The organism is Streptomyces soli, assembly GCF_003999195.1.
GTDB lineage: Bacteria > Actinomycetota > Actinomycetes > Streptomycetales > Streptomycetaceae > Actinacidiphila > Actinacidiphila soli.
On record NZ_RJVR01000106.1, the window covers coordinates 46,619 to 65,124 of the forward strand.

Sequence of the window (18,506 nt, forward strand, 5' to 3'; positions counted from 1 at the left end):
GTATACGAGGCATCGCCTGTGGTGGGTGATTTCTGCTCCGTCGGGCGACCAGCGGTCAGCCGGGCGTACCAGCGTGAAGGGGCCAGGATCCTCCGCGTCGTCGGGGAGGAGTTCATCGCCTGCCTCCCGGTTCGGGCCGGTGACCGGCGCGATGCGCTGCCGCCGTCACCGGTCGAGGGTTTTCGTGGCGCCGGTCCCAGCGCCCTCGGAGCCCGTGCCCGGCCTGTCGGCCGCTGCGCTGAGAATGCCGAGAATCACCAGGATGAAGACCACGATGCCCAGGATGAGTGCTACGGATGCCGGGGTGGGGTAGTTCCACAGCAGCAGGGCGAGCGCGCCTGCGGCGATGAGGACGCCGGTGGTCCAGCCGCGGTGGGTGTCCAGCCAGTGGCCCGGGCTGCCGGTGCGCAGGCCGGAGTGGGCCAGGGCCCGGCCGGCGGCTCCGGTGCTCCAGGCGGCGCCGGAGCGTACGGCGCGGGCACCGCGGCCGGGCCCGTACAGGTAGGCCGCGAGGGCAGTGATCACCGCGATGACGAGGATGGTACGGGCGCTCTCGCGCAGGAAGCGGACGAGCGTGTCAAAAATGCTGGCGGCCGCGTCCCTTGGCAGCGTGGCCGGGGGGACGGAGTCCAGATACACCCCGCGCATGACCGCGAGCCCGGTGAGCAGCACGATCATCATCAGGCCGATCCCGATCGCGGCGCTCATCAGTGCCACCCTGTGCGCAGGCACCGTCCAGACGGCGAGTGCGGCCAGCGCGAGGGCCACGACGGGCAGCCAGGTGCCGACGACGTCGAGCAGGCGCATGGCGCCCTGCGCCTTGTGGAGCTTGTCGGTCTTCAGCAGCGGAACGGTCCGGTCGGCCGAGGGAATGGCGGCCGCCTTCTCGAATCCGGCGTCCACCAGGCGCTGCTTGACGTTGTCCACGACGGTGCCGATGTCCAGGACGATGGTGTTCCCCCGCGCTTGCACCGCGCTGCTCCCCTCGCCGGTGAGGACCTTCAACACCGCGGCGTGGGCACGGCGGTTGGCCACCTCCCACACTTGGGCGAACTGGTCGCTGGTCACCACCTTCGACGCCACGCCGCGCACAGCGTTGGTGAGCGCGCTCTTCAAAGGGCCGGCCAGCGCCGGGGTGCGGTCTACCACCGCGGGCGGCGCGCCGGCCTTCTGGAGAGCCGCGGCGAGGGACTTGGTGATCGCGTTGACGTCGACATTGCTGACCACTTGGTTGGTCAGCCGGTCGGTCACCACATGCTGCACGGCGCGATCGGAGGCGAGGGGTGCCACGGTCTGCACGTACCGGTCGGTGTCGGAGACCGTGCTGTGCACCCAAGTGGCGACGACGGCGAGCGGGGCGAAGAGGAAGGCCAGTACCAGCAGGACGGATCCTGCCGTGTAGCGCAGGCGCCGGTGGGGCACCGCGGCGGCCTTGCGCAGCCTGTCGTACTCCTCACGTTCGGCGGCGCTCAGGGCGGCCTGCTCTTCGGGCCGGCCGGGGCCTTGGGCGGCGGAGGGGTCGGACGGGGCCATCGGCTCCTCCCTTCACGCGCGGAACCGACCCTGGCCGGCCGGTGATCTCCACCGTGGCCACCGCCGCGGCTGCTCCGCATCGCCCGGGACGGGTGAGTGACGGTGTCGCATCAGGCGGTTGCGGCGGTGATGCGGCCAGTGCGCGCGGCCTCGGCGAACGTGTCGTAGTCGCGTTGGTTCTGGTCGGCGTAGGCCTCGGCGAACTCCGCCAGGGCCTTGTCGAAGGCATCCCCGGTGCCCAGGTATGCGGCTATGGCGATTGCGTCGCCGGAGCGGGCGTGGGCCCGGGCCAGACAGGCGCCGCACAGGCGGGCGAAGATCCGCATCATGTCCCAGGTCATGGTGTCGGGCTGGGCGATGCCCTTCCAGTCGTGCAGCTGCCGGATGTAGAAGTCGCGCTGCCGGTCGTCGGTGCCGGTGACGCGTTCCCAGCCGAGGAAGATGTCGCCGGCGGCCTGCATCAGCCGCTGCCCGGCGACGACCCGGCGGCCCTGGTTGTCGTATCCGCCCGGCCCCGTGTACGGGGCGAGTACCGATTCCCCCGCCTCCTTGGCCTGGAGGAACAGCGGATCCCCGTCGTCCCGGCCGAGCAGGAGGAAGATCCAGCAGCGGGTGCCCACACTGCCGACGCCCACGACCTTGTGCGCCATGTCGACCACGCGGAAGCGGCCGAGCAGATGGCGCCGTTCCGAGGAGAGGCTTTCTGCATACCGCTCGATGAGCAGCCGTAGATTCCGCTCCAGGTGGGCGCGTTCGGCCCCGGGCAGCAGGTCGCCGAGGGGGGTGATCAGTGGGGGGTCGGGAGCGATCCGGCGCTCGCCGCCGACGAGATGGGTGAGCTTGGCGAACGCCTGCAGGTGGTCGCGGGTGCGCGCCTTAGCCAGGGCCCGGTCGGTCCTGTGCCGGACGCTCCGTTCCGCCACCACGTGCGCGAGGTCCTCGGCCTCGTCGCGGGCGTACCAGATGTCGAGGGTGCGCATGGTGGAGAAGCGCTGCATCCGCTCCCTGTACGCCCGGACGGCTTCCTGCACGACGGCGTCGCGCTGCCGGCCGGAGAAGCCGTTGGCCCGCCCTGCGATGGCGAAGCTGGCGGCAAGCCGCTTGACGTCCCACTCGAACGGGCCCGGCAGAGTCTCGTCGAAGTCGTTGATGTCGAAGACCAGGCGCCGTTCGGGGGAGGCCAGCAGCCGGAAGTTCAGCAGGTGCGCGTCGCCGCACAGCTGCGCGGTGAGGCCGGTATGGGGTGCCCGGCCGAGGTCGGCGGCCATGATCCCCGCGGCGCCGCGGTAGAAGCGGAACGGTGACTCCAGCATCCGGCCGTAGCGGATCGGCACCAGCTCCGGTACGCGGGTTGCGGACTGGCGCTCGAGGACGCCGAGGGGATCCGGCCGCTCCTCGCCCGGTACGAACCGGGCATGGCCGGAACGCGGTACTTGGGAGCGGGCGGCCTTGCCGTGGGCGGCTCGCTCGGCCGGGGTGGAATGGCGGGCCGGATGCGTCGTTGTCACGGGGTTCCTCCTTGCTCCCGGCGTCAGTCCGCGAGTCGGCGCATTTCCTCGACGCGCAGGCCGAGATCCCGGAAACGGTTCAGCAGCCCGTACAGATGCGCCTCGTCCGTCACCGCCCCGAAGAACAGCGTCTGCCGGGGAGCCAGCACCCGTTGCAGCTCTGGGAACGCCTCGGCCAGGACCACGGAGACGTGGCCGGTGACACGGAACTCGTACTGCATGTGCTCCACCGCTCCTCCCCGCGCGTGGAAAACCGTCTTCCCGCATGTTGCCCGCCGTGCGACGGGACGGCATCACCCTCAGGAGGTGACCGCACGGCAGGGCCGGCGGCTCACAGAAGGCGGAGTTCACGGCCGCGCTCGACCGCTTCCCGGCGGCGGGAGACGCACAACTTGCGGTAGATGCTCCGCAGGTGTGTCTTGATGGTGTTGACGGACAGGTGCAGGGCGGCGGCGATCTCGTCGGTGGACATCATCTGCTCCAGGTGCGCGAGCACCTCGCGTTCACGGCCGGTCAGCGGTTCGGTCAGGATCGGGTCGTCCTGGCGGTCCGGTGGCGGAGCGGTGAGCCAGGCATGTACGCCAAGTGGGCCGTCCGAGCGGTGGAGCAGATGCCGCATCCAGGGTCCGGCTTCGGTGAAAGGCCGTCGCAGTTGTTCGGGGCGTGCCGCGTCCAGAGCCTGGGCGAGCAGGGCGTGAGCGGCTGCAGGGTCGCCGTCCAGCATTGCGGCGCGGGTCCGCAGCAGGCGGATCCGTACGCGATCGGGCAGGCTCAGCCCCGGTGAGTCGTCGATCGATGCGACGAGGCGCAGAGCGGTCTTGGTGTGCCCGGCGGCGAGGTGGGCGAGCGCGAGGGCGACGGTCCGGGACGGACCTCCGGACTCGGCTCCGTCCAGGGCGGAGATCGCCGCCGCGTGGTCTCCGCGGGCCAGGGCGGTGGTGGAGCGCGCGACGGCCAGGCGTCCTGCGGGCCACAGAAGGAGGGACGGGCCGAGTTCGTCCAGGGCCGCGAGGGCCGCAGCCCCCCGGCCCCGCGCCACTTCCACCCGGGACCACAGGATCGCCCTCTCGGTCATCAGGACCGGGTCGTTGCAGGTGTCGGAGAGCGCCTCGGCCGGACCGAGGTGGTGAATCGCGGTGCAGACATCGCCGCGTTCGAACGCCACGATGGCCAGCGCCAGGTGACCGGCCCCCGAACGGCAGGGCTCGGGTATGCAGAGCTGGTCGGCGACGGCGAGGGAGCACCGGGCGTGGTCTGCCGCTACGGTCAGCGCCCCGTCGATACCCTCGGCCAAGGCGAGCCGCCCCAAGCACTGATGCCGCACGAGGTACGTGGCTTCGGCCGTGCAGGCCCGTACGGCCTCCGTGAACGCGGTCCTGGCGTCGTCGAGGCGTCCGGACTTCAGCAGGGCGCAGGCCAGCCCGTGGCGTCGCAGCACCTCGATCTCGGGGTGTTCCTTGATCCGGAATGGTGGCAGCTGCGCCATGAGTTCCCCGACGTGGCGTGCCGCCTCCTCGGCCGCCGCCGAGGCGTCTGCACCTGCGTGCTGCTGCTCGTACGGTTCGGACAGCAGCCGTAGCAGGGCGTGGGTGAGCTGCGTCTCGGGCGTGGGCCGTGCTCCCTTGCCGTGCAGGTGGTGCTCGGCCCGCGCGAGGTGCGCGCGGCAGCCCGCGGCGTCGCCCCGGGACAGGTGGCAGGCCCCCGCGACCATGGCCGGTTCGGCTCCCGGGACGTCCTCGGGCATGCGCGAGAAGAGCCCTTCGAGCCCCTCGGCGTCGGGGCCGGCCAGCAGACGCCCGATCATCAGGTCCTGGACGGCCGCGGTGGCGCCGTACTGCCAGTCCCCGCCCGCGGCCGCGTGGGCCAGGGCCTCGGCGGCTTGGCCGGAACCGGTGAACCACCGTGCGGCCAGGCGGTGCAGCTTTGGTTCGAGGCCGGGCCGCTGGCTGCGCAGGTGCGCATGGAGCACCTCGGCGAACAACGGGTGGAAGCGACACCACCTGGTGTCGGCGATGGGTTCGACGAAGGCGTTGGCACGCGTCAGCCCCGTCAGGATCCGCTCGGCGTCCTCGCGCCCGGTCAGCGCGTTGGCCAGCTCGGGGTGCACCCGGTCCAGGATGCTGACACGCAGCAGCAGTTCCCGGGTCGTGGCGGGTTGTGCGTCGAGGACCTCGGCGAGTAGGTAGTCGGCAACCGCGTCCTTGGAGGCGGTGAACGACCGGACGAAGCCGTCCGCGTCACCCGACCCCCGCATGGCCAGGGCGCACAGCCGCAGCCCGGCGGCCCAGCCCCCGGTGCGGCTGGTGAGGGCGTCCACGGTCTCCCCGCCCGGCACCAGGCCGTGCCCCCGCAGCAGAACGGCCACCTCGTGCGGGGTGAACGCCAGGTCGGCGCCTCGGATCTCGCAAAGTCGGTCCTCGGTACGGTAGCGGTGGAGCGGCAGCAAGGGATCCACCCGGCTGGTGAGCACCAGGCGCAACCGCGGCCCGGCGTGGTCCAGGACGAATCCCAGGCCCGATGCCACCTCTCGGCCGGGCACCTTGTCCAGGCCGTCGAGCACGAGGACCACCGGCTCGGGCAGCCGTTCCAGGGCGGAGCAGAGACGGACCAGCAGTGAGTGATCGACGCTGCCGGCACAGACGGGCAGGACGATGTCACCGGTGAGCCCGAGAAGCCCGCGTTGGAGTGCCTCCACGATGTAGGCCCAGAAGACACCGGGGGTGTCGTCGCAGTCCAGGTTCACCCACACCACCGGCCCGGGGGCTGTCGCCCATTGTGTCCAGGAGGAGACGAGGGTCGTCTTTCCGGCCCCTGCCGGGCCCGTGATGAGGGTGAGCGGCCCGTTCGTGCCATCGGTGAGCCGGTCTAGCAGTCGCTGTCTGCGGACGACGCACCGGGCGACGGCCGGGACCGAGAACGTCGCCGCGAGCAGCGGGTCCCCGGACGGATCCAGTGGTGCTCCCGCCGAGCCGAACGAGGGGACGACGGTGTTCTCGCCGCCCTCTGCGGCTGAGGCACTGGCTGGAAGCATGCGTTCCCCTCCCAGGAGGCGACGGATGGCCCCTGGCCGGGCATCGACTCCGGTCCCGACACTGCGTGAGCCGGACCGTGTCGGGGAGTTGGTTGGCATTCCCATGGTCAGGTGCTCGGCCGTTGATCGCCACACGACGGCGCGGGGACGGGTCGCCCGCGCCGGGTGATGCGCTTCGCGGACCGTGCCCGTGGAATGGAAGACGGGAGGAGCGGCTGAATCGACGGGAGGTCTGATCGCATGGACAGGCGTTGGGCCGCACGCCTGGCACTGGTGGCGGGAACGGCGGCGGTTCTGGTCCTGCTGGTGGTCGCCGGGGTTCGGAGCGTCGCGCTGGTGGGGGTGGGGCTGGCCGGGCTGGCCGCCACGGCGGCCGGCGTGTGGTGGGTGCTCGCACGCCGAGGTGCGGTCAGGGCACTCGCACTCATGCTGGCGACAGCCGCACCGGTGGCCGTCCTGGTGCTCTACGCGGCCGCCGGGCTGCTGTGGGTGGTGCTCGTCTCGCTGGCCCTGTGGGCGCTGGCCGTCTTCACCGGCAGAACAGCCCTGGCACTGGACACCGGCCCGGCGCGTATGCCGGAACGCCCGGTCGCTCCTGCAAGACGCGCTTTCCTGATCATGAACCCGCGCTCGGGTGGCGGGAAGGTCGGCAGGTTCCACCTGGTGGACAAGGCCAGGGCCCTGGGCGCCGAAGTCGTCGTGCTGGACCCGGCGCATCCGCAGGACGTGGCCGAGTTGGCGAGGCGGGCCGTCGACGACGGCGCTGACCTGCTCGGTGTCGCGGGCGGCGACGGTACGCAGGCCCTGGTCGCGGGCGTGGCGGCCGAGCGTGACGTTCCGTTCGTCGTCATCAGCGCCGGGACCCGCAACCATTTCGCCATGGACCTCGGCCTCGACCGTGAGGACCCCTCGGCGTGCCTTCAGGCGCTCACCGACGGCGTCGAGCTGCGCGTCGACCTGGGCTTCATAGGCGAGGGGACACCCCCGGCCGAAAACGGGACGCCCCCGGCCGAAAACCGGGAGCGCGTCTTCGTCAACAACGCCTCCTTCGGCGCGTACGCGACCGTGGTGCAGAGCCCGGCCTATCGCGACGACAAGGCCCGTACGACCCTGCAGATGCTGCCGGACCTGCTCACCCGCCACAGCGGCCCACGCCTGAAGGTGCACGCTGCTTCCGTGAGCATCGACGGGCCCCAAGCTGTCCTGGTGAGCAACAACCCCTACCGGATGGGAGATCCCGCGGGGCTAGGGCTCCGGGATCGGCTGGACTCCGGCGTCCTGGGAGTGCTCGGTGTCAAAGTCGACAACGCGGTCCAGGCGGCCTCGATGCTTCGCGGCCGGCGTGGGCCCGGGCTGGCCTCGGTCACCGCCCGGGAGGTCGTCGTCGACGCTGACGCACCCGTCATCCCGGCCGGTGTCGACGGCGAGGCCCTCACCCTGCCCGCCCCCGTACGCTGCCGGATCGAACCGGGCGCCCTGCGCGTACGGCTGCCCCGTCACCGTCCCGGCGTGCCACGCGGCAAGCCGCCGATGAACTGGCGCAGGGTGCGCAAGCTGGCCCTGACGGTGGGACGGGCCGCGGCGGGGCGTGACACCGGCTGACAGCGCCGGCCATTCCCCCCGGCCGTCGCACGCTGTGACCATGCGAAGCGCGGCCTGCTCGGCGACCCTGAGGGTGTGACACACCGCACCCGCGCGCAGGACTCGCGGCCTCGGCCGTCGACCGGTGCCGCCCGCATCGACTACAGCGGTGCGGTATACGGCTCGCTGCTCGCCGCCTCCGTGGTGGTCGGAGCCGGCACGCTCGGCTCGTTTCCGCGGTTGGAACTCGTTCTGCTGCTGCTGTGTACGGGGGTGGTGTTCTGGGCCGCGCACGTCTTCTCCCGCATCCTTGGAGCCCGGCTGGTGCAGCAGGCCGTGAGCCGGGAGGAGGTTCGCCGCGTGTGCGCCGACGAGCGGCCGATCGTCGAGGCGGCCGTCCCACCGGCCGTCGCTGTGGCGATCAGTCCGCTCCTCGGACTGGGAGTTCAGGGGATGGCATGGCTGGCGCTCGCTGTCGCTCTGGCCGGGCAGGTCGGCTGGGCGACTCTGGCCGCTGTTCGCGCCGGCGCCTCACGTCGTCTGATCCTGGTCGCGGGTGCGGTCAACCTTCTCCTCGGGTTGGTCATCGTGGTCTTCAAGGCCGCACTCCAGCACTGACGCGACCGCATGGCTTGCCGCCGCGATCAACGCTGGTCGGCGGCGGTGTTCCGGCGGGTCGCCGCGCGCAGGGCGATCGCCACTGCCAACTCGACGACGCCGAGCAGGACGAGCCACAGACCCACTAGCCGTGCCAGTGCCACCGCCGACTCCACGGGATAGCCGAGTACCACGACTCCGGCCACGATGGCGAGCGCGCCGGCGGCGAAGGCCAGACCCCGGTGGGTGAGGTCACGGTCGGCGATCGCGGCGAATGCGGTCAGCAGGCCCGACAGCAGCCAGCAGACACCGACGATCAAGGACAGAGCGGCGATCGTCTGCAGGGGGTGCCGCAGAGACAGCACCCCCGCCAGGACCAACACGACCGCGACGAGCACTGCGGTCACCCTGCCGCCGCGATCACCGTCCCGGGAGAAGGCCGTCACAAAACGGAACCCTGCCGCCACCAGCAGCTGCAGCCCGACGATGACTGCCAGCACGTGCAGCGTCTCGTCGGGCCAGGCCAGCACCACAATGCCCGGTAGCAAAGTCGCGAGGGCCATGCCGAGTGTCCAGAGCCATGAGCCGCCGATACCGGCGAGGATCTCCTGGGGATCAGCGGGCTCGTGCTCCGGTGCGGGAACGGGTCTTTCGGCCATGGCACCTCCTTCGAAACGGGCGGGCACCGGGCGCGCGGACACGAGCGCCACGCAGCCTGCCGCGCGGCGGCGGTCCTGTTCGGTAGACCGGTCGGCGCGAGAGGCACCCCCGTACGGGTGACTCGACACCACCAAACACACCGAATGCCCTATATGGGGCCAAATATATGCTCCGGTGGATCCTGATGCCGCTCCCGGCCGTGAGGCTGCGGCGGAACATGAGGAGGTGCGACGCCGTGAGGCGCTGGCGGGTTCTGATCATCCTCGGGACGGCCCAGTTCCTGATGGTGCTGGACACCTCGGTAATGAACGTCTCGATCAGCCAGCTGGTCAAGGACTTCCACACCGAGGTCACCGCGATCCAGGCCGTCATCACCCTCTACACCCTGGTCATGGCCGCCTTCATGATCACAGGCGGCAAACTCGGCGACATGCTGGGACGCCGCCGCGCCTTTGTCATCGGCCTGGTCGTGTACGGCGTGGGGTCCGCGCTCACCGCGTCGGCTCCGGTCCTGTGGGTGCTCACACTCGGCTGGTCGGTCATCGAGGGGCTCGGCGCGTCACTGGTCCTGCCCGCCCTGGCCGCGCTCGTGGCCTCGACCTACAGCGGCCGGGACCGGGCCGTTACGGGGTCATCGGGGGGCTGTCAGGGGCGGGCATCGCGGTCGGGCCACTGGTCGGCGGATGGGTGACGACGTACCTGACCTGGCGGCTGGTCTTCGCCGCCGAGGTCGTCGTGGTGGTGGCCATCCTCTGCTGCGTCCGGTGGGTCGAGGAGCACCCGCGAACGGGGCCGCGGATCCGGCTCGACAGCGTCGGCGCCGTACTGTCCGCACTCGGCCTGGCCCTCGTGGTCCTCGGCGTGCTGCAAAGCAGCTCCTGGGGATGGCTACGGCCCCGCAACTCCCCGGTCACCGTCTTCGGGTTCTCCCTCACCGTGTTCGTCATCGCCGCGGGAGCCGTCGTCCTCCATCTGCTCCGGGCGTGGGAGAGACGATAGGAAGCCCGGGGACGCGATCCCCTGGTGCGGTTCTCGCTGTTCGCGATCCCCCCGCTGCGCGCAGGCCTGACCATGCTGCTCAGCCAGAATCTCATCCTGCTCGGCCTGTTCTTCACCATCCCCCTCTACCTGCAGGTCGTACAAGGGCTTGAACGCGTTCGAGACCGGCCTGCGGCTGCTGCCGGTCTCGGTCACCATGCTGGTGTCCGCCATATGCGGTCCGCTCCTCGGAAGGATCGCCGGCCCTCGGACGGTGGTGCGGGCCGGGCTGCTGGTGCTGTTCGTCGCCATCCTGTGGCTGCTCGCCACGATCGAGCCCCGCCTCGACAATCTGTCGTTCGCGCTGGCAATGGCCGTACTGGGACTCGGCATGGGACTGCTCGCCTCGCAACTGGGAAACGTAGCCCAGTCCAGCGTCGGGGAGTCGGACCGCAGCGAAGTGGGCGGCCTGCAGTACACCGCCCAGAACCTCGGCTCCTCCCTGGGCACCGCGCTCATCGGCTCCATCCTCATCGGGGCCCTGGTGCACGCATTCACGACCCGGATCGAGGACAACCCCAAGATCTCGGACGCGGTGCACCAACAGGTCGGTACCACCATCGAGGCCGGGGTCAGCTTCGTCAGCACCGACCAGGTACGGGCCGCCACCGAGGCCGCCGCGCTGCCGCCGTCCGAAGCCGAGGCGGTCGTGGACGCCTACGCCGACGCACAACTCGCCGCCCTCAAAGCCGCCATCCTGGCCACCGCCGGCATCACCCTCGCCAGCTTCGCGTTCACCCGCCACTTGCCCACGCAACGGCTGCCCAAGCAGCCGGACACCGCGGCAACGGCAGCCTGACCCGCCGACCAGCGAAGCCTCCTCGCCAGGCTGCCGCAGCAGCCTGGTTGGGCGAGTTTGCGGCCCGCCAGGTCTGCGAGCCCGTCGGCGCGGTGGCCGCGCAGCAGCATCGCGTTGGCCATGACGACTGTGGGCAGCTGGGCGGAGGCCTACTCTGAGGTGCGCCCTCGGCTCGGCCGGGTGAGGATCGGGGGACGCGCGGTCTCCCGCCCGCGCTGCGGCCGTCTACCGGTGCCGTGATCGCTCGAACCAGGCGGTCGGCTTGCGGGGCTGTGAAGCAGCGGCCCGGCTGCGCGGTCGTCGGCGGCCAGTCGCTGCTGGAGTGATGATGGCGTCCCGGATCAGCCAGACCCCCCTCCAACGCAGGCGCCGCCTGCGCGCCGGGCGTACACAGCTGCTGTTCACCCTTGTGGGCCTGGGTCTGGGCCTGGCCGTGCCGCGTGTTACGGGCGGCCCGACAGCGCCGGCGCGTCAGGTGACCGACATGTTGCTGGGGCTGGGCTTCGGTGTGCTCGGTGCGACGGCTGTCATCTTCTCGCTCCTGTTCCTGGTGGTGCAGTGGGCGCACACCACGTTCACGCCGCGCCTCACACTGTTCCGAGAGGCGCCGATCGTATGGCGGACCTTCGCCTTCGCGATCAGCCTGGCGGCCTTCTGCATCACGGCGGCCCTCGCCATCGGCTCCCGCACCGATGTGTCGGTCGCTGTGCCCGTCGTCGCCGGAGTTCTGCTGCTCGTCATGCTGGCGCTGCTGCGGACGCTGCAACTGCGGGCCTTCGCCGCCATCCAGCTCGCGCCGGTCCTCCACTCGATCACGGAGCGCGGCCGCATCATCCTCGATGCCCTGTACCCCCACGACGGCGCCTCGGCCCCGGCAACGTCCGGGCCACTGCCCCCGCTGTACTCGACGCTCACGTGGCCCAGGCCTCTGACGGTGCTGCAGCAGGTCGACACCGTCCGGCTGCTCGCTGCCGCGCAGGCGGCGAACGCGGTCGTCGTTCTGCACAGCCTGCCGGGCGACACCCTGCCGCACGGCGCCACCATCGCCGACGTGCACGGCGCGCAGCTTCCGGCCTCCGCCGTGCTGGACGCCCTGGTCACCGGCACCGAGCGGACCTTCGAACAGGACCCGCAGCTCGCCTTCCGACTGCTGGCCGACATCGCCCTGCGGGCACTGTCCGCGGCGGTGAACGACCCCGCCACCGCCGTTCAGTGCCTGGACTGCCTGGAAGACCTGCTCGGCGGGCCCGCCGCGGCCCAGAGTGGCCGCCCCCTGCAGGTCACCGGCCCCGACGGCGCGGTACGCGTCGTGGTCGAGCTGCCCGGCTGGGAGGACTTCCTGCGCACCTCCCTCGACGATGTCATCGCGGCCGCCGTGAACTCCCCGATGGTCCTCCTGCGCCTGCGGACCCTGCTGATGCGGCTTCGGGCCGAGAGCCACCCTGACCGCGACGAGCTGCTGATCCGTCGGCTGGCCTGGGTGGAGGGGGAGCTGGGCGGGCGCTTCCCCCTGCTGTTGCGGGAAGCGGCCGGGGCCTCACCCGACGGCGGATGACCCGCGGAGCCGCCCGGATCTGGCTGTTCACCACTTCCGGGAGCCGCGACACGGAGTACAGCCTCAAGGGCCGGGAGGTCGCGGACAAGTGCCGCTCCGTCTACAACAACCTCGTGTGGGGCTCGAAAAGGATTCTGTCCGGGACCGTCTACGTCGAAGAGGCTTCCTGAGAGGCCATTTTCTAGGAGTCGACGACCACTCGCAGGAGGATCTGTTGGAGACCAACAACCCTGATGAGTTGGCCTCCTGACGGTCCCGGTAGCCAGCCGGTGGCCGGACGCCTTTGGACGACGCAATACGAGGCAGTACAGGTCAACCAGTCGCATGTGCTCTGATCAGGCAGAACATCACTCGGCAGCACGACCCGGCACCACGCAACACGAACGCTCACGGTCTCGTAATGCGTAGGTCTCGGGTTCGAATCCCGAAGGCGGCTCCATGGTGAGCCCAGGTCAAGCCTTTGACCTGGGGCTTTCTTCTTTTGGGTGACCTTGAAATTCGGGTAAATCAAGCACCTGCGGTCTGTGCATCGTAATGCGTAGGTCGGAGGTACCGTTTCCGTGACGGGACCCAGGTGCTGAGCCCCCTGAACTGGGGTTTTACGTGTTCCGACTGCTGATGCTGGCTCACGTGAACGGTCTCCGGTGGACGGGCGGTGGACAGCCGTGCAGCGGTGGTGCAGGTAGCGGCCAAGCACCTCGCGATGGGAGCTGTCTTCCTGGCCTTGGCGACAGCGGGCCCGCTGTCTGCCGGCGTAGGTGGCTTCGGCGGTGCTTTCACAGTTGCCTACCGCACTCGGAACGGTGCACACCGCCACCGTCGAGCAGCGGATCTGCCGTGATTGACAACTGTCGCTGCTTTCATGACGCACGTCACCAGATCCCGAGCGGCCACTCCTGCCGGGCATGGCCTCAGCCATACGGTCAGGCATGCCCGGCAGCTCAGAGGCCGGCAAGTGAAGCAGGCAAGGAGGAGCAACGTGAGGGAACTGGAGCGACCACGATGACGGCGGTTGTTGTGGAAGGTCTGCAGAAGACCTATGGAAGCCACGAGGTGTTGCGCGGAATCGACTTCACTGTGACGGAGGGTGAGATCTTCGCCCTGCTGGGACCCAATGGCGCGGGCAAGACGACGACGCTGGAGATCCTCGAGGGTTTCCGCGGCCGGGACAAGGGCCGGGTAAAGGTGCTCGGCCTGGACCCCGGGCTGCCCGGCGACAGCCGTCGTCTGCGCGAACGGGTGGGTCTGGTCCTGCAGGACATAGCGGTGGAGCCGTATCTGTCCGTGCGCGAGACGATCGCACGCAACGCGGGCTATTACCGGGCTCCCCGTGACGTCGACGAGGTCATCGAGCTCGTCGGTCTGCGCGAGAAGCGGGCCGCCAAGGTCAAGGACCTGTCCGGTGGGCAGAAGCGCCGTCTGGACCTGGCAATGGGGGTTGTCGGAGATCCTCGTCTGCTGTTTCTCGACGAGCCCACCACGGGCTTCGATCCCAGTGCCAGGCGGAGTGCCTGGGAGGTGGTGCAGGACCTGAGGGCTTCCGGCACCACCATCGTGCTGACGACGCACTATATGGACGAAGTGCAGGCGCTCGCCGACTCCGTGGCTGTCATCGCGGACGGACGAATCGTCGAGTCGGGCACACCGGCCACGCTCGGCGGGAGAGACAGCGCGTTCGCCAGGATTCGCTTCGAGCTGCCGCCGGGGACGAAGGTGTCGGATCTGCCGGTGCGGGCGAGTACGGCCACTGAGGGTGCCCTGGTCACCATCGAGGTGGAGGAGCCGACAGCGGTGTTGCACTCCCTCACAGACTGGGCCCTGCGCCGTGGCACGACGCTCCAGCGACTGACCGTCGAGCGGCCCTCCCTCGAGGACGTCTACCTCGAGATCACCCGTTCCTTCGAACGTGAGCCGTCCCAGCAGTCCGTCGCCACACGAGGGCATCGCCCCAATCGGAGCCATTCATGACCGCCTTGTCCCCTGCGTCCACGGCCGACGCGCCAAACACGTCACCGGAGCAGGAGCCCGACCTCCGTCGTGGCGAATTTCCTGGTCGTGGCCGTGTCGGCCTCTTGATCCATCAGATCCGCTACGAGCAACTCTCCTTCTGGCGCAACCCGCAAGCAGTGATCTTCACCTTTCTCCTGCCCGTGGTCGTCGTCACGATCTTCGGAGCGGTGTTCGGGGGAGACGAGAAGCAGGACTTCTTCTTCGGGATGTCCGGCATGGAGTACTACACGCCGACGATCGCCGCAGTCTCCGTACTCGGCGCCTGCTACGGCCAGTTGGCGATCGTGCTGTCGACGCGGCGTCAGACCGGCCTGCTCAAGCGGCTGCGAGCGACTCCCCTGCCGGCCTGGGTCTACTTCGTCGGCCTGTTGGTGCACTGCGTGCTGGTCAGCCTCGTCGACGTCGTCCTGGTCATCGGTGTGGGCGCGCTCTACGGGGTGGCACTGCCCACCCACTGGACGGCGCTTGCGCTGACGCTGGTACTGGGTGCTGCGAGCTTCTGCGCCCTCGGCGCCGGCGTCGCGTCGTTGGTCAGAAGTGCCGAGGCAGCCCCCGCGCTCGTACAGTTCATCCAGTTTCCGCTGGTGTTCATCTCCGGCAGCTACTTCCCCATACACGCCGGTGTGCTGAACACCATCGCGGGTCTGCTTCCGGTCAAGCCGTTCAACGAGGCCATGCTCGCTCCGTTCACACACGGAGGCGGCTACCAGTGGAAGGAGCTGGGGGTGCTGGCTGCGTGGGGCGTCCTCGGCGCACTGGTGGCTGTCCGACGCTTCCGCTGGGACCCCAGGCCCGAATGACGGCCAATGGGTCGACACACCGACATGGGGCGGGGCAGCAGTTAATGCCCGGCCAGAGCGTGTATTGACCGGATGGCGTCCCCGTAGAGCCAGTCGAGGTGATCGAGAGCCCGCCGGCCGGCCAGCGCGGCATCGCGTTCGGCCTGAAGCGGTCCGTCCGAGAGGTGGAATGTGCTGGAGCGCAGCCGTGACTGCCGGTGGACCTCTGCCGTACGGGGCATCCGGATCGCTTCATATCTGCGCAGGGCACCCGGCACGTCGGTCATGTACTCGGTGAGGCTGTCCGCCAGTACGACGGCGTCCTCCAGCGCCTGACTCGCCCCTTGCGACAGGAAGGGCAGCATGGGGTGAGCGGCGTCACCGACCAGAGCCATGCGACCAGTGCGGTATCGGTCGGACAGGTTCCGGTCGAACAGCCCCCAGCGGGTCACCGATTTTGCTGTGCACATGACCTGCCTGACGTCTTCGTGCCAGCCGTCGAACTGTGCCAGCAGGTCCCTGGCGTCGGCGGGCGAGCTGCGCGGAGCGGTGCCCGCGGACGGGTCGGCACACACCGCACTGAAGTGGACCGTCCGTCCGGACGAGACGGGGTAGTAGGTGACATGACGGCCGGGGCCGAACCAGAACATCACCCGCGGATCGTCCTCGAAGGACGGCACGGCTGAGGCCGGTACCAGCCCCCGGTAAACCGAATAACCCGAGAACACCGGCCTGTCGTCCACCACCGCACCGCGCAGGGCGGAGTGCACACCGTCCGCACCGATCACCACGTCGGCCGTCGCCGAGCCACCGTCGGCGAAGCGCAGCTCCATCCGATCGTCGTGTTCCACGATACCGCTCACCGCCCGCCCGAGATGTATCTGCCCCGACGGCAGCAGGTCGACGAGGCAGGCCTGCAGATCGGCACGGTGAACGAGGTAGTAGGGCGCCCGAAACCGGTCCTCGCAGACGTTTCCGTGCGCGACACGGGACAGGAGCGTTCCGTCGTTCCAGCGTCTCGTCTCGATCGCGCGCGCTGTGATACCCCTTCGGCGAATGGACGGCTCGGCACCGAGGTCATGGAGAATGCGAGCACCGTTGGGAGACAGCTGGATTCCCGCGCCCACCGCGCCGAGCGCGTCCGACTTCTCGTACACGTCACAGCGCACACCGCGTCGGCGCAGAAGGATGGCGACGGCGAGTCCCGACACCCCCGCCCCGACCACGGCCGCGCGCATACCGGCGGCTGTCATGACACCACTCCCGTTCCTGCAGAGCCCGTACGACGGGGGGCCCCGGCTTCATGGCCGTAGAGCCATGCGCGCTCGCGCAGTCCGGTCGGACCCGCGGCCCGGCGCATTGCCCGGTCCCGTTCGCGTTGCTGCGGGCCGTCCGCCAGATGCATGGTGTCCGCATGACCTCGTGAGCCCTGCTGGATGGCTGCCGTACGCGGCGCGCGGGCCTTCTCGTACCTGGCGAGCAGCTCGGGCACCTCATCGCGGCGGGCACCGGCCAGCAGCGAGGCCAGTTCCACCGCGTCCTCGACGGCCTGGTTCGCGCCCTGCGCCATGAAAGGAAGCATCGGGTGCGCGGCATCGCCGAGCACCGTGAGCCGGTCCGCAGACCAGCTACGCAGCTCCGGCCGGTCATACAGGGCCCAGCGGCGGACCGTGCCGACGGCGTGGGTGATGTCCGACACCAGTCCGCGCCACCCGTCGAAGGCCGCCACCAGTTCCGCAGGGTCGCCGGCCGCCGACCAGGACTCCGCTCCGGCTTCGGCGAGCGGGGCGATCGCGGCGAAACTCATCAGCCGTCCACCGGCAACCGGGTAACACACGAAGTGACGCCCCGGACCCAGCCACATCCTGATCAGCGGTTCGCGTGCCGGGGCCGGTAACCGGTCGACCGGAACGAGGCCCCGGAAGACGCCGAGACCGGAGAACACCGGTGCGTCGCGGACCAGGGACTCCCGGACCACGGAGTGAATGCCGTCGGCCCCCACCACGAGGTCCGCGCGATGAGTGGTCCCGTCCTCGAATCTGAGAACCACGTCTTCGCCGTCCCGGGAGGCGGTTTCCAGCCTGCGCCCCAGCCGCAGCGGTCGCGGTCCGACCAGCCGGAGCAGCGCCCCCTGCAGGTCCGCGCGGTGTACGGCGTAGTAGGGCGCCCCGTACAGCTTCTCGCACGCGGCGCCGAACGGAGTGCCGGCGATCAGTCCGCCCGCCCAGCCGTACACGCGCATCTCTTCGATGGCCACGCCCCGCTCCTGCAGCATGGGCTGGAGCCCGAGTTGGCGAAGGTGGCGTGCGGCGTTCGGGGCGAGTTGTACCCCCGCTCCGATCTCCGCCATGGATCGGGTCTGTTCGAACACCTCGCACCGTGTGCCCGACGCGGCGAGTGCCGCGGCCAGGGTCAGTCCCCCGATACCGGATCCGACCACGGCGATGCGCGTTTGGTCGGTCATGGCTGGCCGCCGTGAGCCGGATCCACGGACGGAAAAGCGTCCGCCAGCCAGGCGTAGGTGCGCAGTTCGTCGAAGAGGGTCCGGCCAAGGCGGTTGTGGAGCATGTGTACGTGTGAGACGAGGATCTGTCCGGGGACGGTCGTCGTGGTGGTGCCGATCTCCTCGACAAGCTCCGACAGGGCCGCGTGCCAGGCGTCGAAGGGGCCGTGCCGGGTCGGATCGACCGGTTTGGCGGCGCCCTCGGGGATGTGGCACATCCGGTCCAGCTGCTCTTCCGTGCAGCCGAGCCCGGCCGCCCAGGCACGCCAGGCCGTCAGGCTGTGGGCGTAGAAGGCGGCCTGCTCTCTCTCGTCGCCGAGTGCGGCGGCCGCGGAGACGGTGGCGCGCAGGGCCAGGGCGGAGCGGGCCTGCGGCGTCGACACGTAGGGCAGGAGGGCGAGCATCAGCTCGCTGGACAGCTGGAACAGCCGTTCTGTGCGCGGCATCAGTGCCGGCCCGCCGTACCGTGCGGTCTCCGGCTCGTAAACGGCCCGGTGCACGCCCGGGGCGGTGAGTGCCTGGACGTCCGTGTCACTGCCGTACTCATTGCGCGCGAGGAGGCGCGCCTCGGCCTGGTAGGCCTCCGCGCTGACCAGGTTCTCGCCGCCGGCCGGCCGGCCTGCGCTCTCCAACCGCTCCCGCAGCAGCCCTTCCACCCGGTCGAACTCCGCCGGGCTCAGGTCACCGACACGCAGTCTGAGGTGAGGTCCGCCCTGCCAGTAGCGGATGAAGAACCACGGTGCGCCGTCGAGCGACCGCACCGCCGGCGCGACGACGTCGTTGATCACGCGGTCCAGCAGTGACTGTGCGCTCGAGGCCAGATGCAGATGCCAGGCACTCCACTGGGTAGGGGCCGTCGTATCGCTGTCGGACTCCAGGTGGCCAGGCTCTGTCTGCTGTATCAAGACGTTC

14 protein-coding genes, 1 tRNA gene and 1 pseudogene are annotated in these 18,506 nt (G+C 70.1%); 8 read left to right on the forward strand and 8 right to left on the reverse strand.

The annotated features are described in order from the left end of the window. Positions 1-165 precede the first annotated feature (165 nt). From EFK10_RS09045 to EFK10_RS09060, 4 genes are all read right to left on the reverse strand, one after another. Positions 166-1,533 carry a hypothetical protein gene (locus tag EFK10_RS09045; RefSeq protein WP_127355211.1) on the reverse strand — a complete coding sequence of 456 codons (1,368 nt, stop codon included), beginning with the start codon at positions 1,531-1,533 and terminating at the stop codon, positions 166-168. Positions 1,534-1,643: 110 nt separating this feature from the next. After that, entirely contained in the window at positions 1,644-3,041 is a 1,398-nt protein-coding gene (locus EFK10_RS09050; RefSeq protein WP_127355212.1) for a DUF2252 domain-containing protein, read from the reverse strand. A 23-nt stretch (positions 3,042-3,064) separates the two neighbouring features. Continuing rightward, complete coding sequence (locus tag EFK10_RS09055; RefSeq protein WP_127355213.1) at positions 3,065-3,262, reverse strand: hypothetical protein; 198 nt, start codon at positions 3,260-3,262, stop codon at positions 3,065-3,067. A 110-nt stretch (positions 3,263-3,372) separates the two neighbouring features. Next, positions 3,373-6,072, reverse strand: coding sequence for a LuxR C-terminal-related transcriptional regulator (locus EFK10_RS09060; protein WP_127355214.1), 2,700 nt, complete (start codon positions 6,070-6,072; stop codon positions 3,373-3,375). Between the two features lie 240 nt (positions 6,073-6,312). Here EFK10_RS09060 and EFK10_RS09065 point away from each other — a divergent pair, with 240 nt between their 5' ends. Then, positions 6,313-7,674, forward strand: coding sequence for a diacylglycerol/lipid kinase family protein (locus EFK10_RS09065; protein WP_127355215.1), 1,362 nt, complete (start codon positions 6,313-6,315; stop codon positions 7,672-7,674). 75 nt (positions 7,675-7,749) lie between these two features. Next, entirely contained in the window at positions 7,750-8,271 is a 522-nt protein-coding gene (locus EFK10_RS09070; protein WP_127355216.1) for a hypothetical protein, read from the forward strand. 26 nt (positions 8,272-8,297) lie between these two features. On the opposite strand, the gene EFK10_RS09075 is transcribed toward EFK10_RS09070, so the two are convergent. Continuing rightward, a complete protein-coding gene (locus EFK10_RS09075) occupies positions 8,298-8,909 on the reverse strand; it encodes an HdeD family acid-resistance protein (RefSeq protein WP_127355217.1) in 612 nt (203 codons plus the stop codon). A 236-nt stretch (positions 8,910-9,145) separates the two neighbouring features. Between EFK10_RS09075 and EFK10_RS09080 the strand changes: the two are divergent. The 6 genes and pseudogenes from EFK10_RS09080 (at position 9,146) to EFK10_RS09095 (ending at position 15,112) form a co-directional block, all read left to right on the forward strand. Beyond that, a pseudogene (locus EFK10_RS09080) lies at positions 9,146-10,747 on the forward strand (MFS transporter). Between the two features lie 328 nt (positions 10,748-11,075). Then, complete coding sequence (locus tag EFK10_RS09085) at positions 11,076-12,302, forward strand: DUF2254 family protein (RefSeq protein ID WP_206305373.1); 1,227 nt, start codon at positions 11,076-11,078, stop codon at positions 12,300-12,302. Next, positions 12,299-12,472 (forward strand): hypothetical protein, encoded by a 174-nt coding sequence (locus EFK10_RS47165; protein ID WP_164835895.1) that lies wholly within the window; start codon positions 12,299-12,301, stop codon positions 12,470-12,472. The genes EFK10_RS09085 and EFK10_RS47165 overlap by 4 nt, the downstream gene beginning before the upstream one ends. 184 nt (positions 12,473-12,656) lie before the next feature. Further along, positions 12,657-12,741 (forward strand) — tRNA-OTHER (locus EFK10_RS47170). A 563-nt stretch (positions 12,742-13,304) separates the two neighbouring features. Beyond that, the gene (locus EFK10_RS09090; protein ID WP_127355219.1) at positions 13,305-14,270 is read left to right on the forward strand and encodes an ABC transporter ATP-binding protein; all 966 of its coding nucleotides are present in this window, start codon (positions 13,305-13,307) and stop codon (positions 14,268-14,270) included. A 104-nt stretch (positions 14,271-14,374) separates the two neighbouring features. Further along, positions 14,375-15,112: an ABC transporter permease gene (locus EFK10_RS09095; RefSeq protein ID WP_240677092.1), complete on the forward strand. Its 738-nt coding sequence runs from the start codon at positions 14,375-14,377 to the stop codon at positions 15,110-15,112. A gap of 41 nt (positions 15,113-15,153) precedes the next feature. Here EFK10_RS09095 and EFK10_RS09100 read toward each other — a convergent pair whose 3' ends face one another. From EFK10_RS09100 to EFK10_RS09110, 3 genes are read right to left on the reverse strand one after another with little or no spacing between them, the layout of a single operon-like run. Next, on the reverse strand, positions 15,154-16,344 hold the full coding sequence (locus tag EFK10_RS09100; protein ID WP_127355221.1) for an FAD-dependent monooxygenase: 1,191 nt from the start codon (positions 16,342-16,344) through the stop codon (positions 15,154-15,156). Continuing rightward, complete coding sequence (locus EFK10_RS09105; RefSeq protein ID WP_127355222.1) at positions 16,341-17,555, reverse strand: FAD-dependent monooxygenase; 1,215 nt, start codon at positions 17,553-17,555, stop codon at positions 16,341-16,343. The genes EFK10_RS09100 and EFK10_RS09105 overlap by 4 nt, the downstream gene beginning before the upstream one ends. Continuing rightward, entirely contained in the window at positions 17,552-18,499 is a 948-nt protein-coding gene (locus EFK10_RS09110; protein ID WP_127355223.1) for a thiopeptide-type bacteriocin biosynthesis protein, read from the reverse strand. Before EFK10_RS09110 ends, EFK10_RS09105 begins: the two co-directional genes overlap by 4 nt. Between the last annotated feature and the right edge of the window lie 7 nt (positions 18,500-18,506).

What these genes read in the sequence shown, in the direction of transcription:
- EFK10_RS09090 (WP_127355219.1), top strand. Translation starts at nt 13,305, where the DNA reads ATGACGGCGGTTGTTGTGGAAGGTCTGCAGAAGACCTATGGAAGCCAC.
- EFK10_RS09055 (WP_127355213.1), bottom strand. Translation starts at nt 3,262, where the DNA reads ATGCAGTACGAGTTCCGTGTCACCGGCCACGTCTCCGTGGTCCTGGCC.
- EFK10_RS09045 (WP_127355211.1), bottom strand. Translation starts at nt 1,533, where the DNA reads ATGGCCCCGTCCGACCCCTCCGCCGCCCAAGGCCCCGGCCGGCCCGAA.
- EFK10_RS09065 (WP_127355215.1), top strand. Translation starts at nt 6,313, where the DNA reads ATGGACAGGCGTTGGGCCGCACGCCTGGCACTGGTGGCGGGAACGGCG.
- EFK10_RS09100 (WP_127355221.1), bottom strand. Translation starts at nt 16,344, where the DNA reads ATGACAGCCGCCGGTATGCGCGCGGCCGTGGTCGGGGCGGGGGTGTCG.
- EFK10_RS09105 (WP_127355222.1), bottom strand. Translation starts at nt 17,555, where the DNA reads ATGACCGACCAAACGCGCATCGCCGTGGTCGGATCCGGTATCGGGGGA.
- EFK10_RS09060 (WP_127355214.1), bottom strand. Translation starts at nt 6,072, where the DNA reads ATGCTTCCAGCCAGTGCCTCAGCCGCAGAGGGCGGCGAGAACACCGTC.
- EFK10_RS09075 (WP_127355217.1), bottom strand. Translation starts at nt 8,909, where the DNA reads ATGGCCGAAAGACCCGTTCCCGCACCGGAGCACGAGCCCGCTGATCCC.
- EFK10_RS47165 (WP_164835895.1), top strand. Translation starts at nt 12,299, where the DNA reads ATGACCCGCGGAGCCGCCCGGATCTGGCTGTTCACCACTTCCGGGAGC.
- EFK10_RS09085 (WP_206305373.1), top strand. Translation starts at nt 11,076, where the DNA reads ATGGCGTCCCGGATCAGCCAGACCCCCCTCCAACGCAGGCGCCGCCTG.